Here is an 18,825-nt window from a genome sequence, read left to right as displayed (position 1 = left end):
CAGAATAAAAAAACATATCAACCAGAATAATATCTGGGGCATGAATTTATTCCTGCTACCCATTTGCTTTTATATAAAGGTATACATAGAAACATCGGCGAATTGTAAATCCCTATTTATTCACATACAATTGTTTTATATATATGAAAAATTGGTCTCATCCCCCTTGTGGAGAATGTTGATGAAAAAATTCCATCTTGATGTTGGAATTAGAATACCAATGCTCTATCTATTATTCGGGGGACTATGGATCATATTCTCCGATCAATTACTGGATGCATTTGTTCATAATACAACAGACATGACCCGAATCCAAAGCTACAAAGGCTGGGCGTTTGTTGCTGCCAGTGGATTGTTGATATTTCTCTTATTGCGGCAGTACCTGAATTTACAGGCAAAAATCAAAAACCAATTGCATGAGAGTGAAGAAAGGCTGCGGTTGGCTGTTTCAGCAGCCAACCAGGGGATTTTTGACCTGGATGTACGCACCGGAAATCTCGTGGTCAATGATATTTATGCCGTAATGCTTGGGTATGACCCCATATCCTTCCATGAGAATGTTGAATCATGGCTGGAACGGATGCACCCAGATGATATCGAAATTGTTAATGAGATATTTAAAAACTATATCGACGGAAAATTGGCTGAATACAAAGTCGAATTCAGACAAAAAACAAATTCAGGGGAATGGAAATGGATCCTCTCGATTGGCCAAATTGTCGAAAGGGATATCGCTGGACGGCCAGTCCGCCTGTTGGGCACATTCTCGGATATTACAGAAAGCAAAGAAGCAGAAATTATCCGAAACAGATTATTTGAAGATGCCCAGCGCCGTTTAAAACGAATTGCTTCTTTGCGCGAAATCGACCATGAAATCAGTTCAACATCAGATTTTTTAACAACATTGGAAAAGATTGTCCAAAATGTCATGCAGCATTTGGATGCAGATGCTGTTTCTATTCTTCTTTACGATAATGCCGAGAAGGTTTTCAAATATGCAGAAAGTACTGGATTCGATACCAACCGAATTCAGAATGCCCGTGTGAAAATGGGGGGGAGTTTTGCCGGCATAGCTGCTCAACAAAGAACCATGCTCCATATCCGCGATCTGGAGAATAATCATATTGATGAAGCGTTTTCTTCCCTGTTGCGGGAAGAAGGTATTAAAAATTATTTCGGGATGCCATTAATCTCAAAGGATACTCTTGTCGGGGTGCTTGAACTGTTCATGCGGAATGATATCAATCCTGATAAAGAATGGTTGGATTTTTACGAAACTCTCGCCGGTCAGGCAGCACTGGCAATTGAGAATGCCCGTCTATTTGATGGACTTGAATCAGCCAATAAAGAATTATCTTTAGCCAATACAGAATTAGTTGCTGCCAATATTCATTTGATCGAAGCCTATGATGCAACAATTGAGAGCCTTGTACAGGCATTGAATCTGAGAGACTATGAGACGGAAGATCATTCACGCCGGGTGTCTACCATGATGCTTGAACTCTCCAGGATGATGGACTTCACACAGGAAGAAATTACCAATATACACCGTGGAACCTTACTGCATGATATCGGAAAAATGGGTGTTCCCGATGCCATTCTGAGAAAACCGGGACTTCTCACGATGGAAGAGCGAAAGATTATGGAACAACACCCCATTTATGCTTTCAACCTGCTAAAATCAATTGATTATTTACAACCAGCACTGGATATTCCACATTTACATCATGAGAAATGGGATGGAACCGGTTATCCATATGGTCTTAAGGGTGAACAAATTCCCCTATCAGCCCGGTTGTTTGCCATAGTGGATGTATACGACGCTCTGTCAAGCGACCGTCCATATCGTAAAGCATGGGATAAAGAAGCAGTTTTCAATTTTATAAAAGAACAGAAAGGAAAACATTTCGATCCCAAAGTGGTTGATGTCTTTTTGGAATATATGCACAGGTTGGGGGAAATCTGAGATAATCTGCCATTAAGTGTTCTGACGAATTGACACTGCCTTCCCGCGTGGGTATACTTATGCGCCTGGATGACTGGAAGAATGTGAGAATTGAATCATCCCCTGAGAATTTCAGGGTTGGAGGAATAAATTGAAGAAAGCATTGATTACCGGCATTACCGGCCAAGACGGTTCGTATCTGGCAGAGCTTTTGCTTCATAAAGGATACGAAGTCCATGGGATCATCCGCCGGGCCAGCACATTCAATACCCGCCGTATTGACCATATTTACCATGATCCACACAACAATGGCGAGAAAGTAAACCTTCACCTGCATTACGGTGACGTAGCCACATCAGATACCCTTTTGGATGTGATCTATAATATTCGCCCTGAAGAAATATATCATCTGGCAGCACAAAGCCATGTACGTGTCAGCTTTGACATGCCGGAATATACCGGTGATGTAACAGGATTGGGGACTATTCGTATTCTTGAAGCCATCCGCAAGAGCAGCTCAAATGCCCGATTTTATCAGGCATCATCCAGCGAAATGTTTGGCGGCGCCAAACCGCCCCAGAATGAAGAAACCCGCTTTGAACCCCGCAGCCCATATGCTGCGGCAAAAGTTTATGCCTACTGGGTCACCCGGAACTATCGTGAAGGATATAACATGTTTGCCACAAACGGGATTCTGTTCAATCATGAATCACCCCGCCGTGGTGAAACATTTGTTACCCGCAAGATCACCCGCGCCGTGGCTGCCATCAAGGCTGGCAAACAGGAACACCTGTACCTCGGCAACCTCGATTCCCGCCGTGATTGGGGATATGCACCCGAATATGTAGAAGCAATGTGGATGATTCTGCAGCAGGAAAAACCAAATGATTATGTGATTGGCACCGGCGAAGCACATACCGTTCGTGAATTCCTGAATGAAGCATTCAGTTATGTCGATCTTGACTGGAATGACTATGTCAAAATTGATCCTCGTTACTTCCGCCCAACAGAAGTTGATTATCTGCTGGCCGATGCCAGCCGGTCGCGTAACCTGTTGAAATGGGAACCTCGCGTTCACTTCCATGAACTGGTGCGCATCATGATGGATGCCGACCTGGAATTAACAGGACTGACTCCCCCGGGTGAAGGAAAGAAAATATTGAATGAGAGATTCGGCGGCTGGCACCGCTGGGAATCTCAAGTTGTATCGATGGAACGTTAATTAATAAGAAAACTCTCCCGACTGTACTGCACCCCTTTCCGTTGGTGGTGTCCAACTTTTGGGGTGCAGTTCACGACGGGAGAGTTTTTTACATTAAACTATCGTTTCAAGATACGCTGCAAAGCCTTTATTTCACTGGGATTCAGTCCGGCTTTTTCTAAAGCCTGCAAATCACCATCTGCAATTGCCTGGCCGATCAGCGAATACTTCATATCTTTCAGATCCTGCTCTACAGGAGAATTGATTACTTCATCACCGGTGATTTTTCCATCACCCATGCGGATGACGCGCCGGGTCTGGGCAGCCACTTCATGATCGTGGGTGACCAGTATGAAAGTGGTTCCCTGACTTTCATTTAGTTCGCGCATCAATTTAATCAATTCATGTCCGTTGACAGAATCCAGGTTGCCAGTGGGTTCATCCGCCAGAACCAGCGATGGCCTGTTAGCGAGGGCTCGGGCAATGGCCACACGCTGACGCTGTCCGCCAGAAAGCTGTCCCGGAAGATGATCCAGCCGGTGAGACATTCCCACCAATTCAAGAAGTTTCATGGACCGTTCCCGGCGCTCTTTTGCCGAGCTGTAATGAAGCATAGGAATTTCTACGTTTTCTACAGATGTCAGTGTCGGGAGTAAGTTGTGCAATTGAAAAATAAAGCCAACCGTTTTTCCACGAAACGAGTCAAGGTCTTTTACCTCTGAAAGATCATCCCCATTTATAAAAACTTTTCCTGAGGTTGGTTTATCCAGAGCGCCCAGAACATTGAGCAGAGTACTTTTTCCGCTTCCACTGGGACCCATGATAGCTACAAATTCCCCGGGGGCGATTTTCAGGTTCACATTATCCAATGCCCTGACCTCATCACCATTACCGTAAATCCGGCATAGATCGCGAGTTTCAACCGTCCAGGTCATTCTTCCACCTTAATATCCACGAAAGCTGTCATACCCCAGCGAAGTTTTTCCGGCCGTTCATCCATTGATATCGTGACGGTATAGTTTACTCCGGAGCCTTCGGACGAGCGGGCAGCAATCCGTTCTACCACACCTTGAATTTTCAGATTGGTTATGGCATCAAATGTAATTTCAACCGGAGCTCCTTCTTTAATGCGCGCCACATCGATTTCATTCAAATCAGTGGTTTCGACTTGAAACTGAGAAAGATCAGCAAGAAGCATGGCTTTTTGACCGGGGTTAACCCATTCTCCTTCACGCAGGCTCACCTGACTGGTTGTTCCACTGAAAGGAGCTTTTAAATCGAGGTCAGCCAATGCTGAACGGGCAGCTTCCAGTTGTTTGCGGGCATTATTTAATTCGCCTTCCAGTTGTTTCTCATCACGGGGATCAGGTCCATTCTTAACCCTGTCCCATTCCTTTTGGGCATCCTCAAGTTCAGCTTTGGCCACCACCAGATCACCTTCTGCCTGTGCGACTTCCATATCATCAGGCAGGGATTGCAGGTAGTTCAAGTTCCAACTGGCTTTATCACGTGCCAGACGGGCAGCAGAGAACATGCTTAACACACCGGCACGGGTTATGTCATTCTCATCCCGATCCTGATAATAAGCCCAGAGATCGCTGGCCTTCTTGAATTCGTCTTCAGCCAGAATCATGTCTGCTTTTGCCTGATCCAAAATTGCCGTACTGGCACGCTGATAGTTTTTACCCTCCCGCTTTTCCTGGGCTTTATCCAGGGCTTTTACAGCATTAGCCAAACGCTGTTGGGCGGCAGCCCGAACAACATTATGGTTTTTTGAAAGATCATCCAGCTTTCGCTGAGCTGTCAATACAGCCACTTCAGCCGCTGAAACTGCGGCTTCCTGCGCCGCTTTACCTTTTAATGAAACCAGAATATCGCCAGAATTTACGGCCTGATTTTCCTGCACGGTGACTTTTTCTACAACACCAGATGTAGGGACGCTCAGCAGAGTCCAACGGATGGGAATAACCACGCCTGTTGCACTGACATATGTTTCTGATGCGGTATTTGCGGCCGGTGTCGGTGCCGTTTTCGCCGTTGTACCTGCTCCACAGGCCGAGAGTGTGAATATGCTCATAAAGGCCAGGACGTAGATAACACGATAGATGTTTTTTGTTTTCATTTCAAATTCTCCCACTTTATTCGTATCGCAGGGCTTCCACTGGCGGCTGCAGACTGGCTCGATAGGCGGGGTACACACCTCCGAGCCCGCCGAGTAAAACGGCCACCAGAAGAGACCGGACAAACATCGGCAGAGTATACGATGATGACAGGGCTGCACCCATGGTAGGCTCAAGGGTAAATAACCACCCCATGGCAATACCTGTCAGAATGCCAACCAATCCACCCAGAACGCCCAATAACAGTGATTCATTAACAATCATGCCCAAAACTGACCGCCTGCGCCATCCCATGGATCGTAAAACCCCAATTTCCCTTGTTCTTTCCATGACAGCCATCAACATGGTATTCATCATCCCCAGTCCACCTAATAAAATGGCCATAATAGATATACCATCTACCATTGCTTTGGAGTTTTGCATATCCGGCATCTCATCACTGAATTCTCCCGAAAGAGATGCATGTACATCTGGAAGTTCCGTATTGATTTTGGCTACTGTTGCCGAAGCGGTAGCCGGGTCTTTTAATTTGACGGCATACATGGTGACTTTACGAGGCTTTCCAATGAAGTTTTGCGCATCACGCAAAGTCATCACTCCGCCCATTTCCTCCCAACTGACACTTGATTCATAAATACCCACCAGTTTGAACCGGGAATTTCCCAGTTCGATGGATTGTCCAACCTGTTTTTTCATCGAATCAGCCATCATTCGTCCAATCATGATTTCCCGGTTTCCTTCAATCCGACGGCCTTCCACAACATTGAAACGTTGAATTCCAAAACTGTTGGGTGAATAGCCTTGAACGACAAAAAAACCATTGGAACCAGGGGTCATAACAGCCGTAAAAACCAAACCGGTTATAGAAGCCACTTCGGGTATAGATGAAATACGGGCGCCGGTACGCTCGTCAATGGCGCTGTAACCGGTATCAGCAATTCCAGCCTGCCGGATCATGATTTCTGAATCCGTCAGAAACATCTGATTCATGGCATGCACCATTCCCTGGACTATGCCATCAAGGGAGAGAATCGCCCCAACAGTCAGGGCAATCCCTCCGAGAGTAAGCGCCGTGCGTGTTGAGCGCTGCCAGAGGCTTTGAACAGCCATTCCACCAAAGGGAAATCTTTTCTTCTTTCCTCCGCTGCCGCCCCCTTCATAACGAATGGCTTCAACTGGTTGCAGGCGGGAGGCTTTCCAGGCGGGGTAAATACCGCCAATAATCCCCAGCACCAGAACGACAGAAAATGCCTGTGCAATCAATGGGAGCTTGATGTTACCCACCGATCCACCAAAATACTGGAGAACACTGGCAAAAGCTGTTAAGAACAACCAGCCTAAAACACAACCGACCAATCCTCCAGTCAGTGAAACCAGAACAGATTCTCCAAGAATCATGAATAGAACACGCCGTCCAGACCAACCCACTGCCCGTAGCACGCCAATCTCACGGGTGCGTTCAAACACAGCCATGAGCTGCGAGTTCATCATACCCACACCGCCGATCAGAATGGCCATCCCACCAATTGCCCATACCGTTCCTTTTAAAGCATCCACCATTCCCTGCTTGCTGGCGAATTCCTTTGTTCCTGCCAGAAGCAAATCGGGGTATCGTTTGGAGATACGTTCCTGAAAGCTCGCCTTCATGCCGGGATCTTTCAGTTGAATATAAAACAGCGAAACCTGTCGGGCTTTTCCGAGCAATGCCTGGCTGTCTTCCAGTTTAAGAACTGCGCCGCTATCTTCAAAGGCATCCCCGGTCTGGTAAATACCGATGATCCGATATACATTCTGGGTCAGGCGCAATGTATCACCGACCTTCTTATGCATTGATTCGGCGGCCTGACTGCCTAACAGTACCGGTTTCCCTTTGGAAGAGCCAGCCTGCGGAGTATTGAAACCCACACCTTCTGATATGGCAAATTTCGAAAGGATAAAACTGTCTTCAGGATAGCCAAATACGAAAAAGTACGGAACACTCTCTGTGGTTACGATACCTTCCGTCATACCACTGACTTTCGATACTTCTGGTAATGCCAGAAGTTCTTCTCCAATTTCTTCTTTCACCGTACTCATGCTGATATCATACGAATCCGGCTGGCTTAGAACCAAATCCGCCTTGCTACCACTCATCATGCCGTTATATCCAGCCTGGAATCCCTCTGCAAGTGTTCCCAGACCAATAATGGCCGCAGAACCGATGCTGATTCCCAACACGGTGAGTAATGTTCGCGTTTTCCGTCGCAGCAAGTTCTTTAAAATGATTTTCAGCATAACGAGTCAGTCCTGATTCTGCTCCTTAACCGCTTTCAATCCGTCAATAAAATACTCAGAAATTTGATGAAGAAATGAATTATTCTGCCAATTTTCCATCATATACGGATCATTCACCGCTCGCAAAAAGAACAATCCAATAATTTCTGCCAGCAGAAAACGGGATGCAGCGGATGTATTTGTGGTTTTGATTTGACCATTTTTTATCCAATTTTCAATCTCGTTTTCCATTGAATGAAGCGCCGGCTTGACCAACATTTCAAAGTAATGATCACGAAAATGTGAGTTGTTGATGGCTTCTCCCATGGTTGCCCGCATCATCGGTTCAACCTCATCAAGAAACTGGTGCCTGATCTGCAATGTTTTGCCCAAAATATCCTGATTTAAGGAGTGGTCCTCTGTTTCAGCAACAAATTCCTCAAATCCGGAGTTGGCCAATTTCTCCAGAATGGCCAGCAGCAAATGATCTTTGTTTTCAAAATACGAATAGATCAATCCTTCAGATACATCGGCCTGCTCGGCTATTTCACGGGTAGTAGCCCGTTGATAACCTTTCTCGGCAAACACAGTAGAAGCAGCAGAGAGAATCTGCTCCCGCCGGTCTTCAATACGATGCCGCCGCCGATTGGAAATTCCTGATACAGGATCGACTCCGGTCGATCTTACCATATTGAGCCTCCACTCATTTTTTGAGCATCTGCTCAATATTTTATACCGATTTCTTTCTTCGTCAAGACAATTCAGGTACTCAGTTGTCTTCTTCTGATTCTGATCCAGAGGCTGTTTCTTCTGTTACCCCGCTGCTGTCACTATACGCCAGGAACATGGCAGCCTGTGAAGCGGATTCATACGCGGCACCAAGTTCATCTTCTATTAAAAACGTGCGGATAATCTCTGGTTGGCCTAACCGACGCAGTATTGGCAAACTTACTTTGGGCATCTTTATCTGAACAGAAAATCCCGAAAGTTGTTCACCCGGTTCCCAGAAATTCTCGGGATCACTCACCAGAGGAATGGATGGCTCTTCAACAGTCTGAGGTGTTTCCTCTTCTGCCAGACCTCCACGGTGAAGACGCAATCCTTCCAAAACCTGTTCCTGAGATCGTCCCCGCATACGGAATAAGAGGAAGGGATCTTCATCAAATCGATCCCCTAAAATATAATGCGCGGCAGCCACATGTTTACAAGGGTTAGCCCAATCGGGGCAGGAACACTGGGTTACAAGGTCTCCCGGTCGTTCAGGGAACAGACTCAGTCCGGCGCTCTGAAAAGCCTCTTCAATGTTTTCAGGCATTTCTCCTGCCAGAAGTTTAGCCGCAAACACAGCCTGGCTTGCCAGAACATCTAGGGCTTTCTCCCACTCCTCCGCCTTCAATGGCATTACCTGAATGGTTACCCGATAAGGTTTAACGCGTGAACCCTGCACAGTAGCAGCCACGCCGTTCTTGATTTCACCCATCGAAAGGACCTGTCCCTGAGCGGCATAATCCTGTCCGCGTGAGAGTCGGCGGCCGTCCATCAGTTTCTCCATGGCATGAATCCACCGTCTGGCCCACCAGTTTCGTCCAAACTGACCATTTTCCGTCAGAGCTTTGATTCCACCCACTGCCTTTAGAGGCACTGAAGGTGGACGCGCAATTGTCTCTTCGGTACTGCGGGGTTCATGATTATTCCGCTTATCAGACGGTTTTCGCCGGTTGCCGATATAAGGACCATGTTCGTGACTGTAGGAAGAAGAATTGGTGGTTTTTTCTGGAATTCTCCGCCGGGGGCCCCCGCGTTGGTTCTGTCCATCAGTCTGCCCCGTAGTTTTCTGTGGTTGATTTCGTTGAGGACTGGAAATACCATATTTCGAACGATGATCATGTCGCTGTCCCTGATTTGTTGGACGCTGCCCATACGGTCGGCGCGGCCTGCGAGGTTGAGAAGGATTTGAGGGATCATTCGGATTGGAAGGGGTTAATGGATTATCGTTCATTATTACCCTCTGAGCGTAACAAGGTCACGCAATTCTTCCGTATTCATTTCAGTCAGCCATTGATCGCCGCTGGAGATGATGGCATCGGCTAGACCTTTTTTCGATTCAATCATTTCATCAATTCGTTCTTCCAATGTTCCAACAGTAATCATTTTGTGAACCTGAACGTTTTGCTTCTGACCAATACGGTATGCCCGATCAGTCGCCTGATCTTCCACCGCCGGATTCCACCAACGATCAAAATGAATAACCTGGTTTGCCCTGGTCAGGTTAAGACCGATGCCGCCGGCTTTCAGTGAAAGGATGAAAATTGGCGGTCCATGGGGGTCATCCTGGAATCGCTTAACCATCTGGTCACGAATTTCCGGCGGAGTACCTCCGTATAGGAATTGGGCACTTACACCAAGCTGTTTGGGAAGCCAGGACGCCAGGATCTTTCCCATCTCGGCATACTGAGTAAATAACAGTACCCGATCACCTTCACTGATGATTTCTTCGAGCATTTCAAGAAGTCGGAGCATCTTCCCGCTGCGACGTGAGAACGCGTCATCCGTCGTAACCGCTTCCGCCTCTTTCTTTTCCCATTGATCCGGGTGATTACAGATTTGTTTCAATTGTGTAAGCAGACTTAAAATTTGACCGCGGCGTTCAATACCCTCAGATGCTTGTACTTTCGCCATTACATCATCAACTACAGACTTGTACAATTCCGCCTGTTCATGGGTAAGATGAACAAAATCTTTTACTTCGATCTTTTCGGGTAAATCCTGAATAACCGCTGGATCAGATTTTAGCCGGCGCAGAATGAACGGAGAGACCAGTTTTTTCAATCGACCAGCCGCTTCTTTATCTCCAAACCGCTCAATCGGCAAGGCATAATACCGCCGAAAATTTTCCAGTGATCCGAGATAACCTGGGTTAAGGAATTGCATGATCGACCAGAGCTCACTTAACCGATTTTCAACAGGAGTTCCTGTTAACGCCAGGCGGTAACTGGCCTGTAATTTGCGGATCGCCTGGGTTTGTTTGGCATTGGAATTCTTTATATTCTGGGCTTCATCAAGAATGACTGACCACCAGGGGATGGACTGAATGGTTTCAGCATCTTGCCGAACAACGGCATAACTACTCAACACCAGGTCAACCTTCCGGGCGGCATCAATAAACGCCGCCCCACGCAGACGTGCTGCTCCCTGATGTACCATCGTAGTGATAGATGGAGCGAATTTTGTCACTTCACGCTGCCAGTTGGTAACCACAGATGTAGGACAGATTAGCATCGCCGGACCCGGCAATGACCCATTGGTTTCCTTTTCTTTAAGCAGAACAGCCAGAGCCTGAATTGTCTTTCCAAGCCCCATATCATCGGCCAGACAGGCACCCATTCCATAATTCCGGAAGAAGGTCAGCCAGGAATAACCGAGACGTTGATAAGGCCGCAGTGTACCCTTCAACTCGAAAGGCTGTTCGAGCATGATCAAACGTCCCTGATCTTCCAATTGATGCAGCCATTCCCGTACCCAGCCATCCACAATGACTTCGTCTACCGGAAGCCCTTCAGAGGCTTCCTCGCCGCCAAGAGAATAGAGAGCGGCCTGAACCAGATTCATTGAACCTGTTTGTTGTTGGCGGCTCCAGAACTTTGAGGCAGCTTCCAACTGGGTGGTCTCCAGTTGAACCCATTGCCCGCGGATTTGAACGAGAGGAGTGTGTAATGAGGCCAACCGTTCAAATTCTTCTCGGGAAATCCGTTCTCCACCCAGAGAAAGCTCCCAGGTGAACCGCACAAGCTGGTCAAGTCCCATTTTTCCGCTTGTCGGGCGAGGTGTGATTTCTTTGTTTTCCGGTTCAAGACGAAGCCGAACAGCCAATCGGGCGCCTTTTCGATCCCACCATTCTGGAGGTGAGACAACAAATCCAGCCTCCTCGATCAAAGGAGAAGCTTCCCGCAGAAAACGGTATGCCTCACTGGTATCCAGATCTACTCCACAGGGTTTACTGACTTCCAGACTGGGTAAAATCGGCGGAAACAATCGGGCGGCATAACCAAGACCTGTTAATAATTTTTCTTGAGGTTGTCGGAATCTACTGGCGTATTCAGGATTGGAGGAAATACCATTTTCCCAGATTTGTTCAGAAGTCAATTTGATGGCATGGTCATCCCGTGCCTGCAGGCCGTATTCCAGATGCCAGGCTTTTTCCAAAGGATTGGCAGGTTCAACCTGTGGAGCATTCAGCTTGAAAGATACCCGGCAGGTGGAATCACCTGCCGCCGTAAGACTTCGTTTCCAGGCTCTCAAACCACTCTCCAAAGCCTGTAATTGGGCACTGCTGGCTTTTACGCCGGCATCTTCCTGGAAAAGAGAAACAATCCAATTGAGAGCCGGATCATCTTCTCCGGGCATAATGCGAGGAGCTTTAGTCCGCGTCCATGTTCGCATTAATCCGTCGCACATGCATTCCACAAAGGAATCAATCACCCGTCTTGCCGTTGGATAATTTGGCCTGATAACGGCTTCAGCATCCAATGGTTCAGCCCGGCAGATGGAAGGCATTCCTTCTGAGAGCAAGCGAAGTCGAAATTCATCTTTTTCCCCGTCTAAAACAGGCCGCCAGCGCGCAATGAAACTCTGTCCCAAAATATCTGCTGATTCTAACGATGGGATCAGTTTTTGAAGAGCCAGGGTTTCTAACACAAGGTTTGAAACCATCCGCCAAAACTTCAGGTCTGAACCGAGCCGAAAACTGCCGGAAGGGGAATCTTCTGGTAGATTTATTAAAACTCCAAATGCTTTTGCCGCTGGTAACCACAAACCGGAAACTGACCAGTGTTCCAAAACCGGATTCGTTGTTTCGAAATTAATCTCATCCTCAACCAATATTTGGGAGGAAGGGACAGGGATCGATCCAACAGTCGGAAGAGCCAGATAGGCTGATTGTGATTCAGAATCCCATAGAGGTGTGCCGGCTGCAATTTCTTCCCGCAACCGACGGGAAGGCAAAGCATAAGGGTGCGCAGATGGGATCCCTTTGCGTAAAACAGGGGGATGCCCGACCGCATCAACCAGCAGTCGGGAATTCTCAGCCCAGAATAACATCCCGCCAGGTTCAGTGCTTCGGCGGGGTGATTGCCAATGGCCGTGCAAAATCAGCATGGACACTCACGCGAATATAACAAATTCTTTTGCCAATTATCCAGAATAAAACTCTAAAAAAATTTTTTGAAAATCAAATAGTCATCCGTCAATCCAATGGATTTCGGTTGAGAGCAAGAACCAAATTGTTAATCAGATGGATATTTACAAATTCCCTACACTTTACATTGTAATTATACATTATTCTCTGTGTTTGACTAGGATATACCTCCTGAAATAATTGTCAATATCCTCGATGCAAAAACATGGCATCGAGAAAATCTCCGGTGAAATCCGGATCTATCGTCAGTTCGACATAGTGGGAATTATTGGCAATGAATCCGGCTGTTTTTCGCATCTTTTTTGAAAAGAGCAGCTGGCAGGCGCCAACTCCAGCTGCATTGCCCATTTGATGATACCGCTCCAATGGGATATCAGGGAGCAAGCCTATTTCGATGGAATGGTCCACATCAAGATATGTTCCAAAAGCACCGGCGATGAAGAAATCATCAATATCTTGTGGTTGACAACCAGCTTTTTTCAGGAGAATTTTCACCCCGGCTTGAATGGCGGCTTTCGCCAGTTGTATCTGATTGATATCCCGTCGGGTAATTTCAATGTCCTTGCCAATGCCAGTGGATTCGGCCGGTATTAAGACCATGCGATTCTTTTCCTTCAGCCGGTTGGACATCGGATGATCTCTCACAAAAATTCCCCGGGTATCTAAAAATCCTGCCAATTTCAATTCTGCAACAGTATCCAGAATCCCAGACCCACATATTCCCACTGGCCGTGTGTTCTCTATTGTCTGCCAGATGATTTGACTGTTGCGGATCTGAACTCGTTCTATGGCTCCTGCCGCCGCCCTCATTCCGGCTTCGATATGGGCTCCTTCAAAAGCTGGACCGGACGCGCAGGAACAGGAGTACATGTTTCCCCCTGACAACAAACTTATTTCTGTATTTGTTCCAATATCCATCGACACGATAGTCTTCTCGCCGATCCAGCTATTGGCGGCCAGCAACATAGCCACATGGTCGGATCCTACAAATCCGGCGATATTTGGAGGCAGGTATACCTCAGCTCCCGGTGCAACATTCAAGTGTAAATTACCAGCAGATAAATATGTTGCCTGACTGACTGCCGGTATGAATGGTGCTTCTCCCAACTGCCGAACAGGAAAACCGGCAAAAAAATGATGCATGGCCGTATTGCCCACCATTACACAATCCACAATCCATTCAGGTCGCGAACCGGTTTTCCCACAGAGGTCACCGATCATCTCATTAAGCGTCTCGATCAGTCGATGTTGAAGAATCTGACGACCGTCTTGATGGGTATTGCAATAGGCAATCCGATTAACAACATCTTCCCCATAGCTTATCTGAGGATTCATGCGACCTGTTCGAGCTAAAATTCCCCCGGTTTCCAGATCCACCAGGTACATTGCCAGTTTGGTTGATCCCATATCGCAGGCAATTCCCAATCCATGTGCATTGACAGGCAGGCAGGCAATCACACTCCCGGGTTCTGTAGTCGTGACAGCCAGTTTTATTTTCCATTCAAGGGACCTGAGCTGGGAAGATAATACAGGAAAAATCGGCGGAGATATCGTGATTCCAGAAGAGAATCCAAGATCATTCAGGGCTTTGAGTATCCTGAGGTCATCTGCTTCGAAGTCTCCATTATCGGGCGGTTCGATATCAAGGGAGACGAACCGGATAGAAGGATCGAATTCAAATTTACTGTCAATGCCTTCCACCAGGATTCGTTGTAACGCAGTTAATGATTCTGGCGGAACTTCCACCCGGATGTCTCCTGCTGGTCTCGACTGACAGGCCAGACGGAATCCTGATACGAGAGCAGAAGAGGGCAACTTCTGAGTTTCCACACTTGTTGGAGGTGTGAGTTCACCGGAAACCAACCGGATTTTACAGGTGCCGCATGTACCCCGTCCGCCACAAATGGCAGCCACAGTCAAACCCGCTCGCTGGGCAGCATCCAGAATAGTTTCAGAATCATTCACTTCCACCCGCCTGCCCAGCGGTTCAAAATCAATTTTCACGACGAATCCAATCTGGCAATGACAACCTGAGGAAAAAATTCCAACCATTAAAGAATTATGTATGAATTTTCATAATTATAGTCTTTTGCGATAGGTGGGGTGACAGCCCCAAAAATCTGAGTGTGAGATATAAAAAATGAATAAAAAGGAAAAATTATCCATATACTATTTGTAAGTTGTGCCGAAAATTAACAAGAGGATTTCTATCTGGTTATTTCAAATTACTTGGAATTGATTCTATCTACCAAAGGTCAAGAGATAGATTCCCGGAATGCCAGACAGAATTCCACCATAACGATCAAAACAAGGGGTTGGTATGAAATTTGCAATTCTGACATTGGAGCGTTTACAAAAGTACCAATCCAAAAATCCTGGATACATCCCTGATTTATCTCGATACCAATCCGTTTATTGGTAGTCATTCCAACGCTGGTAACTATGGGGATGCTTACAAAAACTAACGTAAGGTCTATGGGAGAGGATAGATCCATCTCACAGGAGAGTATTATCAAGAAATCTACGAGAGACCGGGTAATGCAAATGTCCGCTTCTTCATCATCTGGAGAATTGCGGCTAGTTGATCCATCCTTCTGGCAGGCTATCATCGACCAGTCTATGGATGGAATCATTATTATTGATGAACATCAACAGATCATTTTTGCCAATCCGGCAGCAATAAATATCTATCAACAATCTCCCCGTGACATAATCGGCCAGTATTGTGGTTTCTCACCGTCTCAAACAGGTTGTGTGGTGTTTAATCCACTTCCCAACCAGAATTCTACAACTCTGGTCGAAGCCCGGACGATAACCATTAATTGGAGAGATAAAAAGGCCTGTCTGGCCACTCTTCGTCCCATGTTGGACCAGAAAAACGAAAATGAAAATGACCTTGAGTTTTTCTGCCGGCTGGATCCAAATGGTTCCATTCTTGAAGTAGATCCATCGTTTGCTTCGTACCTGTCTAGAGCTGGCTTTAACCCGGCTACCCGGAAGATTTACGAGTTATTTTCTGCTCAGGATTGGATCCGTTTTGAAATACAGATGCAGGAATTGCGTAGGAACAATTCACGCGGTGTTGTCCAAACCATCCTTATCGGTCCGGATGATAAAGCCCTGCATGTTCAGTGGATTTTGAAAGGCCGGATTGGACCAGACGGCCAGATCACAGAGGTTGAAGCAACCGGGCGTGAACAATCACGGTTAAACCAGTTAATTGAGAATCTGGATCTCTCTACCTCGATCATCCAGAATGCTACTGAAGGCATCATGTTGACTGATAAAAAAGGCCGGATTATCTCCATTAATAAAGCCTTTACATCCATTACCGGCTACCGTCTTACAGAAGTCATCGGTAAGCCGGTGGATTTTTTCCGTTCCAACCAGCATTCCAAAGATTTTTATGAATCAGTTATTCGGCAGGTCAAGGACTATGGAATCTGGCAGGGAGAAATTAATAACATCCGGAAAACCGGGGAAATCTTCCCTTCCTGGATATCCATTCAACCATCAAAAGACAGTGCCGGGCAAACCACCAATTACATTTTCTATATTCGTGATATATCAGAAATAAAATATATTGAAACCAATCTCCGGCAGATTGCCTTTCAGGATCCGCTTACCGGTCTGCCAAATCGCAGCCAGTTTCATAGTCGGCTGTCACATGCTTTAGAACTTGCCAAACGGAACAACCAGCAGGTGGTAGTCTTATACCTTGATCTCGATCGTTTTAAAGTCATAAATGATACTTATGGCCACGAGAAAGGCGATCTGTTGTTGAAACAGGTGAGTGAACGCCTGATCTCCATTGCCCGAAAGAATGACACTATCGCCCGTATGGGCGGCGACGAGTTTACCGTCTTGCTGGAAGGAACATCGGTTGACTCAATTATCGGTGCATCAACTTTCGCGCAGAAAATATTATCCCTTTTTACCTACCCCTTCCGAATAGACAATCACGAGTTCTATATCACCAGCAGCATTGGGATTTCGTTGTATCCCAATGATGGAGATGATGTAACCACACTGATGAAAAACTCGGATATGGCCATGTACCGGGCCAAAGAATTGGGAAAGAATAATTTCCAATTCTTCTCTCCAGAGTTGAACGAACGTGTCCACAAGCAATTGGATATGGAAGGGTATCTGCGGCATGCTGTTGATAGAAATGAGCTGCGGCTGGAATATCTGCCCATTGTGAATGCCACTACGGGAGAAATCAATTCGATAGAAGCACTCCTGCGCTGGGATAACCCGGAACTTGGACGAGTTTTCCCGGATGTATTTATTCCTTTGGCCGAATCCACGGGATTGATTGTCCCCATTGGCGATTGGGTACTCGAGACAGCCTGCCAGCATCTGAAGAAAATCCATGATGCCGGATGGTCAAACCTAAAAGTATCCGTAAATATCTCTGGGCGTCAATTGGAACGCAATACCCTGGTAGGTACTGTAAAAAATGCTCTGGAATCCTCAGGACTGATGCCCTCCAGCCTGATATTGGAAATCACAGAATCATTGTTAATGAAGAATATGAAAGCCACCCGGGCGATTCTTCAGGAATTGCGCTCGCTTGGTTTGGGAATTTCCATTGATGATTTTGGCACCGGGTATTCGTCACTGAACTCATTGATGATCCTGCCCATCGATACGTTGAAGATTGATAAGTCCTTCATCCTTGAGGTTACATCCAATTCACAGAACCTGTCTCTTGTGCAGGGGATCATTCTCATCGGTCATAATCTTAACTTGCAGGTTGTGGCAGAGGGTGTTGAAAATCTTGAACAGGCCAATCTATTGAATACCAACGGATGCGATGAACTGCAGGGTTACTATTTCAGTAAACCATTACCGCTTGAATCCTTACTCGACCGGTTGGAAAATACCCGGGGATTTATCGGTCAGATTTGAATACGTCTGCTGATTTCTGATGACCAGGCTATAGACGCCAGATAGGAATCACGCAGAGAAATGGACGAAATGTTGGTAGCTTCAACATCGTTCCATTCTCCATTTTCATAAGCAATCACACATCCCAAAATCTGTCCCATGGGACCGGTGTGATCAAGCAAAGCAGCATTCATATCATCTGTAAGGGGCAAATTCTGTAGTACTTCTGCCATGGGCAGGTCCATGATGGCATCCAAAATGGATAACAACCCGATAGTGAAATACCGGTCTTCTTGTTTGTATCCCATTGATAGAGCGAGTAATTCACACATCTTTCCACGGATCATTGCCGTGGTCATCAATGTGTTGGAGCGGTCATTAACCTCTGACATGGCAAGGATGGTTAACCAGCCTCGTATCTGTTTTAATCCCAGAATGACAAGAGCATGGCGAATGGATTCAACTTTGGTATCCAGGGCGTAGAATGCCGAATTGACCATACGCAGCAGGCGATAACTTAAGGACACATCCTGCCGGATCAATTCTTCCAGCTCTTTCATATCTACTTCTGGATCATAAAGGCAGGTTAATAATCGCAAGAGCGAGAACCGACGTGCTGGTAGACGGCGGCCATGAATCACCTTGGGTTTGGAAAGAAAATTACCCTGATAAAAATCGAACCCGAATTCCCGACAGGCATCATATTCTTCCTGAGTTTGAACATGATCTGCCAGAATCCGGCATGGAAAACGCCGGAATTCCAGTACCCTGTCTCTCAATGAAGATAATGGGAACTCATGAATATTCAGCTTCAGAATATTGATGCTTTTTGTGATTTGTTCATTCAATATCAAACTGGGGTGATCCTCCAGAGCAAACCAATAACCCTGGTTTCGGAGGATTTCAATGGAAACAAGAAGTTCATCATCCATTTCAATCCAGCCAGGAATATCAATTACAATCTGCTCTTTGGGGAAAGGAAGGGGAAGTTTGCCCGTCAAATAAGATCGGTCAACCTGTAAAAATGCCAATTTATCTTCTACAATCTTATCAATACCAATCTCAATGAAAGTATTAAATATAACCTGAGACGATGCTTTATCGCCATCTCGAAGTAACGCCCGGGTGTTTTCCTTTGAACGATACATCAGTTCATACGCAAACACTTCCATGGAAGGTGTATATATCGGTTGACGACCCACATAAATATCAATCATAT

Annotated in this window: 10 protein-coding genes and 1 pseudogene; 3 read left to right on the top strand and 8 right to left on the bottom strand. The window is 46.3% G+C overall.

Translation table 11 applies throughout. The features are described 5' to 3' along the window. The first annotated feature begins 181 nt into the window (after positions 1-181). Both LTAR_RS04850 and gmd read left to right on the top strand, forming a co-directional pair. On the top strand, positions 182-1,966 hold the full coding sequence (locus LTAR_RS04850; RefSeq protein WP_062421040.1) for an HD domain-containing phosphohydrolase: 1,785 nt from the start codon (positions 182-184) through the stop codon (positions 1,964-1,966). A 130-nt stretch (positions 1,967-2,096) separates the two neighbouring features. Further along, entirely contained in the window at positions 2,097-3,167 is a 1,071-nt protein-coding gene (gmd, locus tag LTAR_RS04845) for a GDP-mannose 4,6-dehydratase (RefSeq protein ID WP_062421039.1), read from the top strand. Positions 3,168-3,409: 242 nt separating this feature from the next. Here the strand turns inward: gmd and LTAR_RS04840 are convergent. From LTAR_RS04840 to LTAR_RS04810, 7 genes and pseudogenes are all read right to left on the bottom strand, one after another. Next, positions 3,410-4,081: pseudogene (locus LTAR_RS04840) on the bottom strand (ABC transporter ATP-binding protein); the annotation flags it as partial. Then, positions 4,078-5,268 (bottom strand): HlyD family secretion protein, encoded by a 1,191-nt coding sequence (locus tag LTAR_RS04835; RefSeq protein WP_062421037.1) that lies wholly within the window; start codon positions 5,266-5,268, stop codon positions 4,078-4,080. The gene LTAR_RS04835 and the pseudogene LTAR_RS04840, both read right to left, overlap by 4 nt. Positions 5,269-5,284: 16 nt before the next feature. Next, positions 5,285-7,540 (bottom strand): ABC transporter permease, encoded by a 2,256-nt coding sequence (locus LTAR_RS04830; protein WP_062421036.1) that lies wholly within the window; start codon positions 7,538-7,540, stop codon positions 5,285-5,287. Positions 7,541-7,546: 6 nt separating this feature from the next. Beyond that, on the bottom strand, positions 7,547-8,209 hold the full coding sequence (locus LTAR_RS04825) for a TetR/AcrR family transcriptional regulator (RefSeq protein ID WP_062421035.1): 663 nt from the start codon (positions 8,207-8,209) through the stop codon (positions 7,547-7,549). 79 nt (positions 8,210-8,288) lie between these two features. Then, positions 8,289-9,518, bottom strand: coding sequence for an SWIM zinc finger family protein (locus LTAR_RS04820; RefSeq protein ID WP_062421034.1), 1,230 nt, complete (start codon positions 9,516-9,518; stop codon positions 8,289-8,291). Positions 9,519-9,520: 2 nt separating this feature from the next. Continuing rightward, positions 9,521-12,673, bottom strand: a complete 3,153-nt coding sequence (locus tag LTAR_RS04815; protein ID WP_062421033.1) for a DEAD/DEAH box helicase — start codon at positions 12,671-12,673, stop codon at positions 9,521-9,523. Between the two features lie 223 nt (positions 12,674-12,896). After that, positions 12,897-14,717, bottom strand: a complete 1,821-nt coding sequence (locus LTAR_RS04810) for an ASKHA domain-containing protein (RefSeq protein WP_062531926.1) — start codon at positions 14,715-14,717, stop codon at positions 12,897-12,899. A 540-nt stretch (positions 14,718-15,257) separates the two neighbouring features. Between LTAR_RS04810 and LTAR_RS04800 the strand changes: the two genes are divergently transcribed. After that, positions 15,258-17,627: a sensor domain-containing protein gene (locus LTAR_RS04800; protein ID WP_158423389.1), complete on the top strand. Its 2,370-nt coding sequence runs from the start codon at positions 15,258-15,260 to the stop codon at positions 17,625-17,627. On the opposite strand, the gene LTAR_RS04795 is transcribed toward LTAR_RS04800, so the two are convergent. After that, positions 17,618-18,823: an EAL and HDOD domain-containing protein gene (locus LTAR_RS04795; RefSeq protein WP_062421029.1), complete on the bottom strand. Its 1,206-nt coding sequence runs from the start codon at positions 18,821-18,823 to the stop codon at positions 17,618-17,620. The two genes, LTAR_RS04800 and LTAR_RS04795, sit on opposite strands and share 10 nt — an antisense overlap. Positions 18,824-18,825: the final 2 nt, after the last annotated feature.

It is taken from the genome of Leptolinea tardivitalis, assembly GCF_001050275.1.
Classification (GTDB): domain Bacteria; phylum Chloroflexota; class Anaerolineae; order Anaerolineales; family Anaerolineaceae; genus Leptolinea; species Leptolinea tardivitalis.
Note: the sequence above shows the minus strand (reverse complement) of the source record. Positions and strands in the feature narration are given on the sequence as shown.

Coding starts and splice junctions, on each gene's coding strand:
- LTAR_RS04835 (WP_062421037.1), bottom strand. CDS start 5,268: ATGAAAACAAAAAACATCTATCGTGTTATCTACGTCCTGGCCTTTATG.
- LTAR_RS04850 (WP_062421040.1), top strand. CDS start 182: ATGAAAAAATTCCATCTTGATGTTGGAATTAGAATACCAATGCTCTAT.
- LTAR_RS04830 (WP_062421036.1), bottom strand. CDS start 7,540: ATGCTGAAAATCATTTTAAAGAACTTGCTGCGACGGAAAACGCGAACA.
- LTAR_RS04815 (WP_062421033.1), bottom strand. CDS start 12,673: ATGCTGATTTTGCACGGCCATTGGCAATCACCCCGCCGAAGCACTGAA.
- LTAR_RS04795 (WP_062421029.1), bottom strand. CDS start 18,823: ATGATTGATATTTATGTGGGTCGTCAACCGATATATACACCTTCCATG.
- LTAR_RS04825 (WP_062421035.1), bottom strand. CDS start 8,209: ATGGTAAGATCGACCGGAGTCGATCCTGTATCAGGAATTTCCAATCGG.
- LTAR_RS04820 (WP_062421034.1), bottom strand. CDS start 9,518: ATGAACGATAATCCATTAACCCCTTCCAATCCGAATGATCCCTCAAAT.
- LTAR_RS04800 (WP_158423389.1), top strand. CDS start 15,258: ATGTCCGCTTCTTCATCATCTGGAGAATTGCGGCTAGTTGATCCATCC.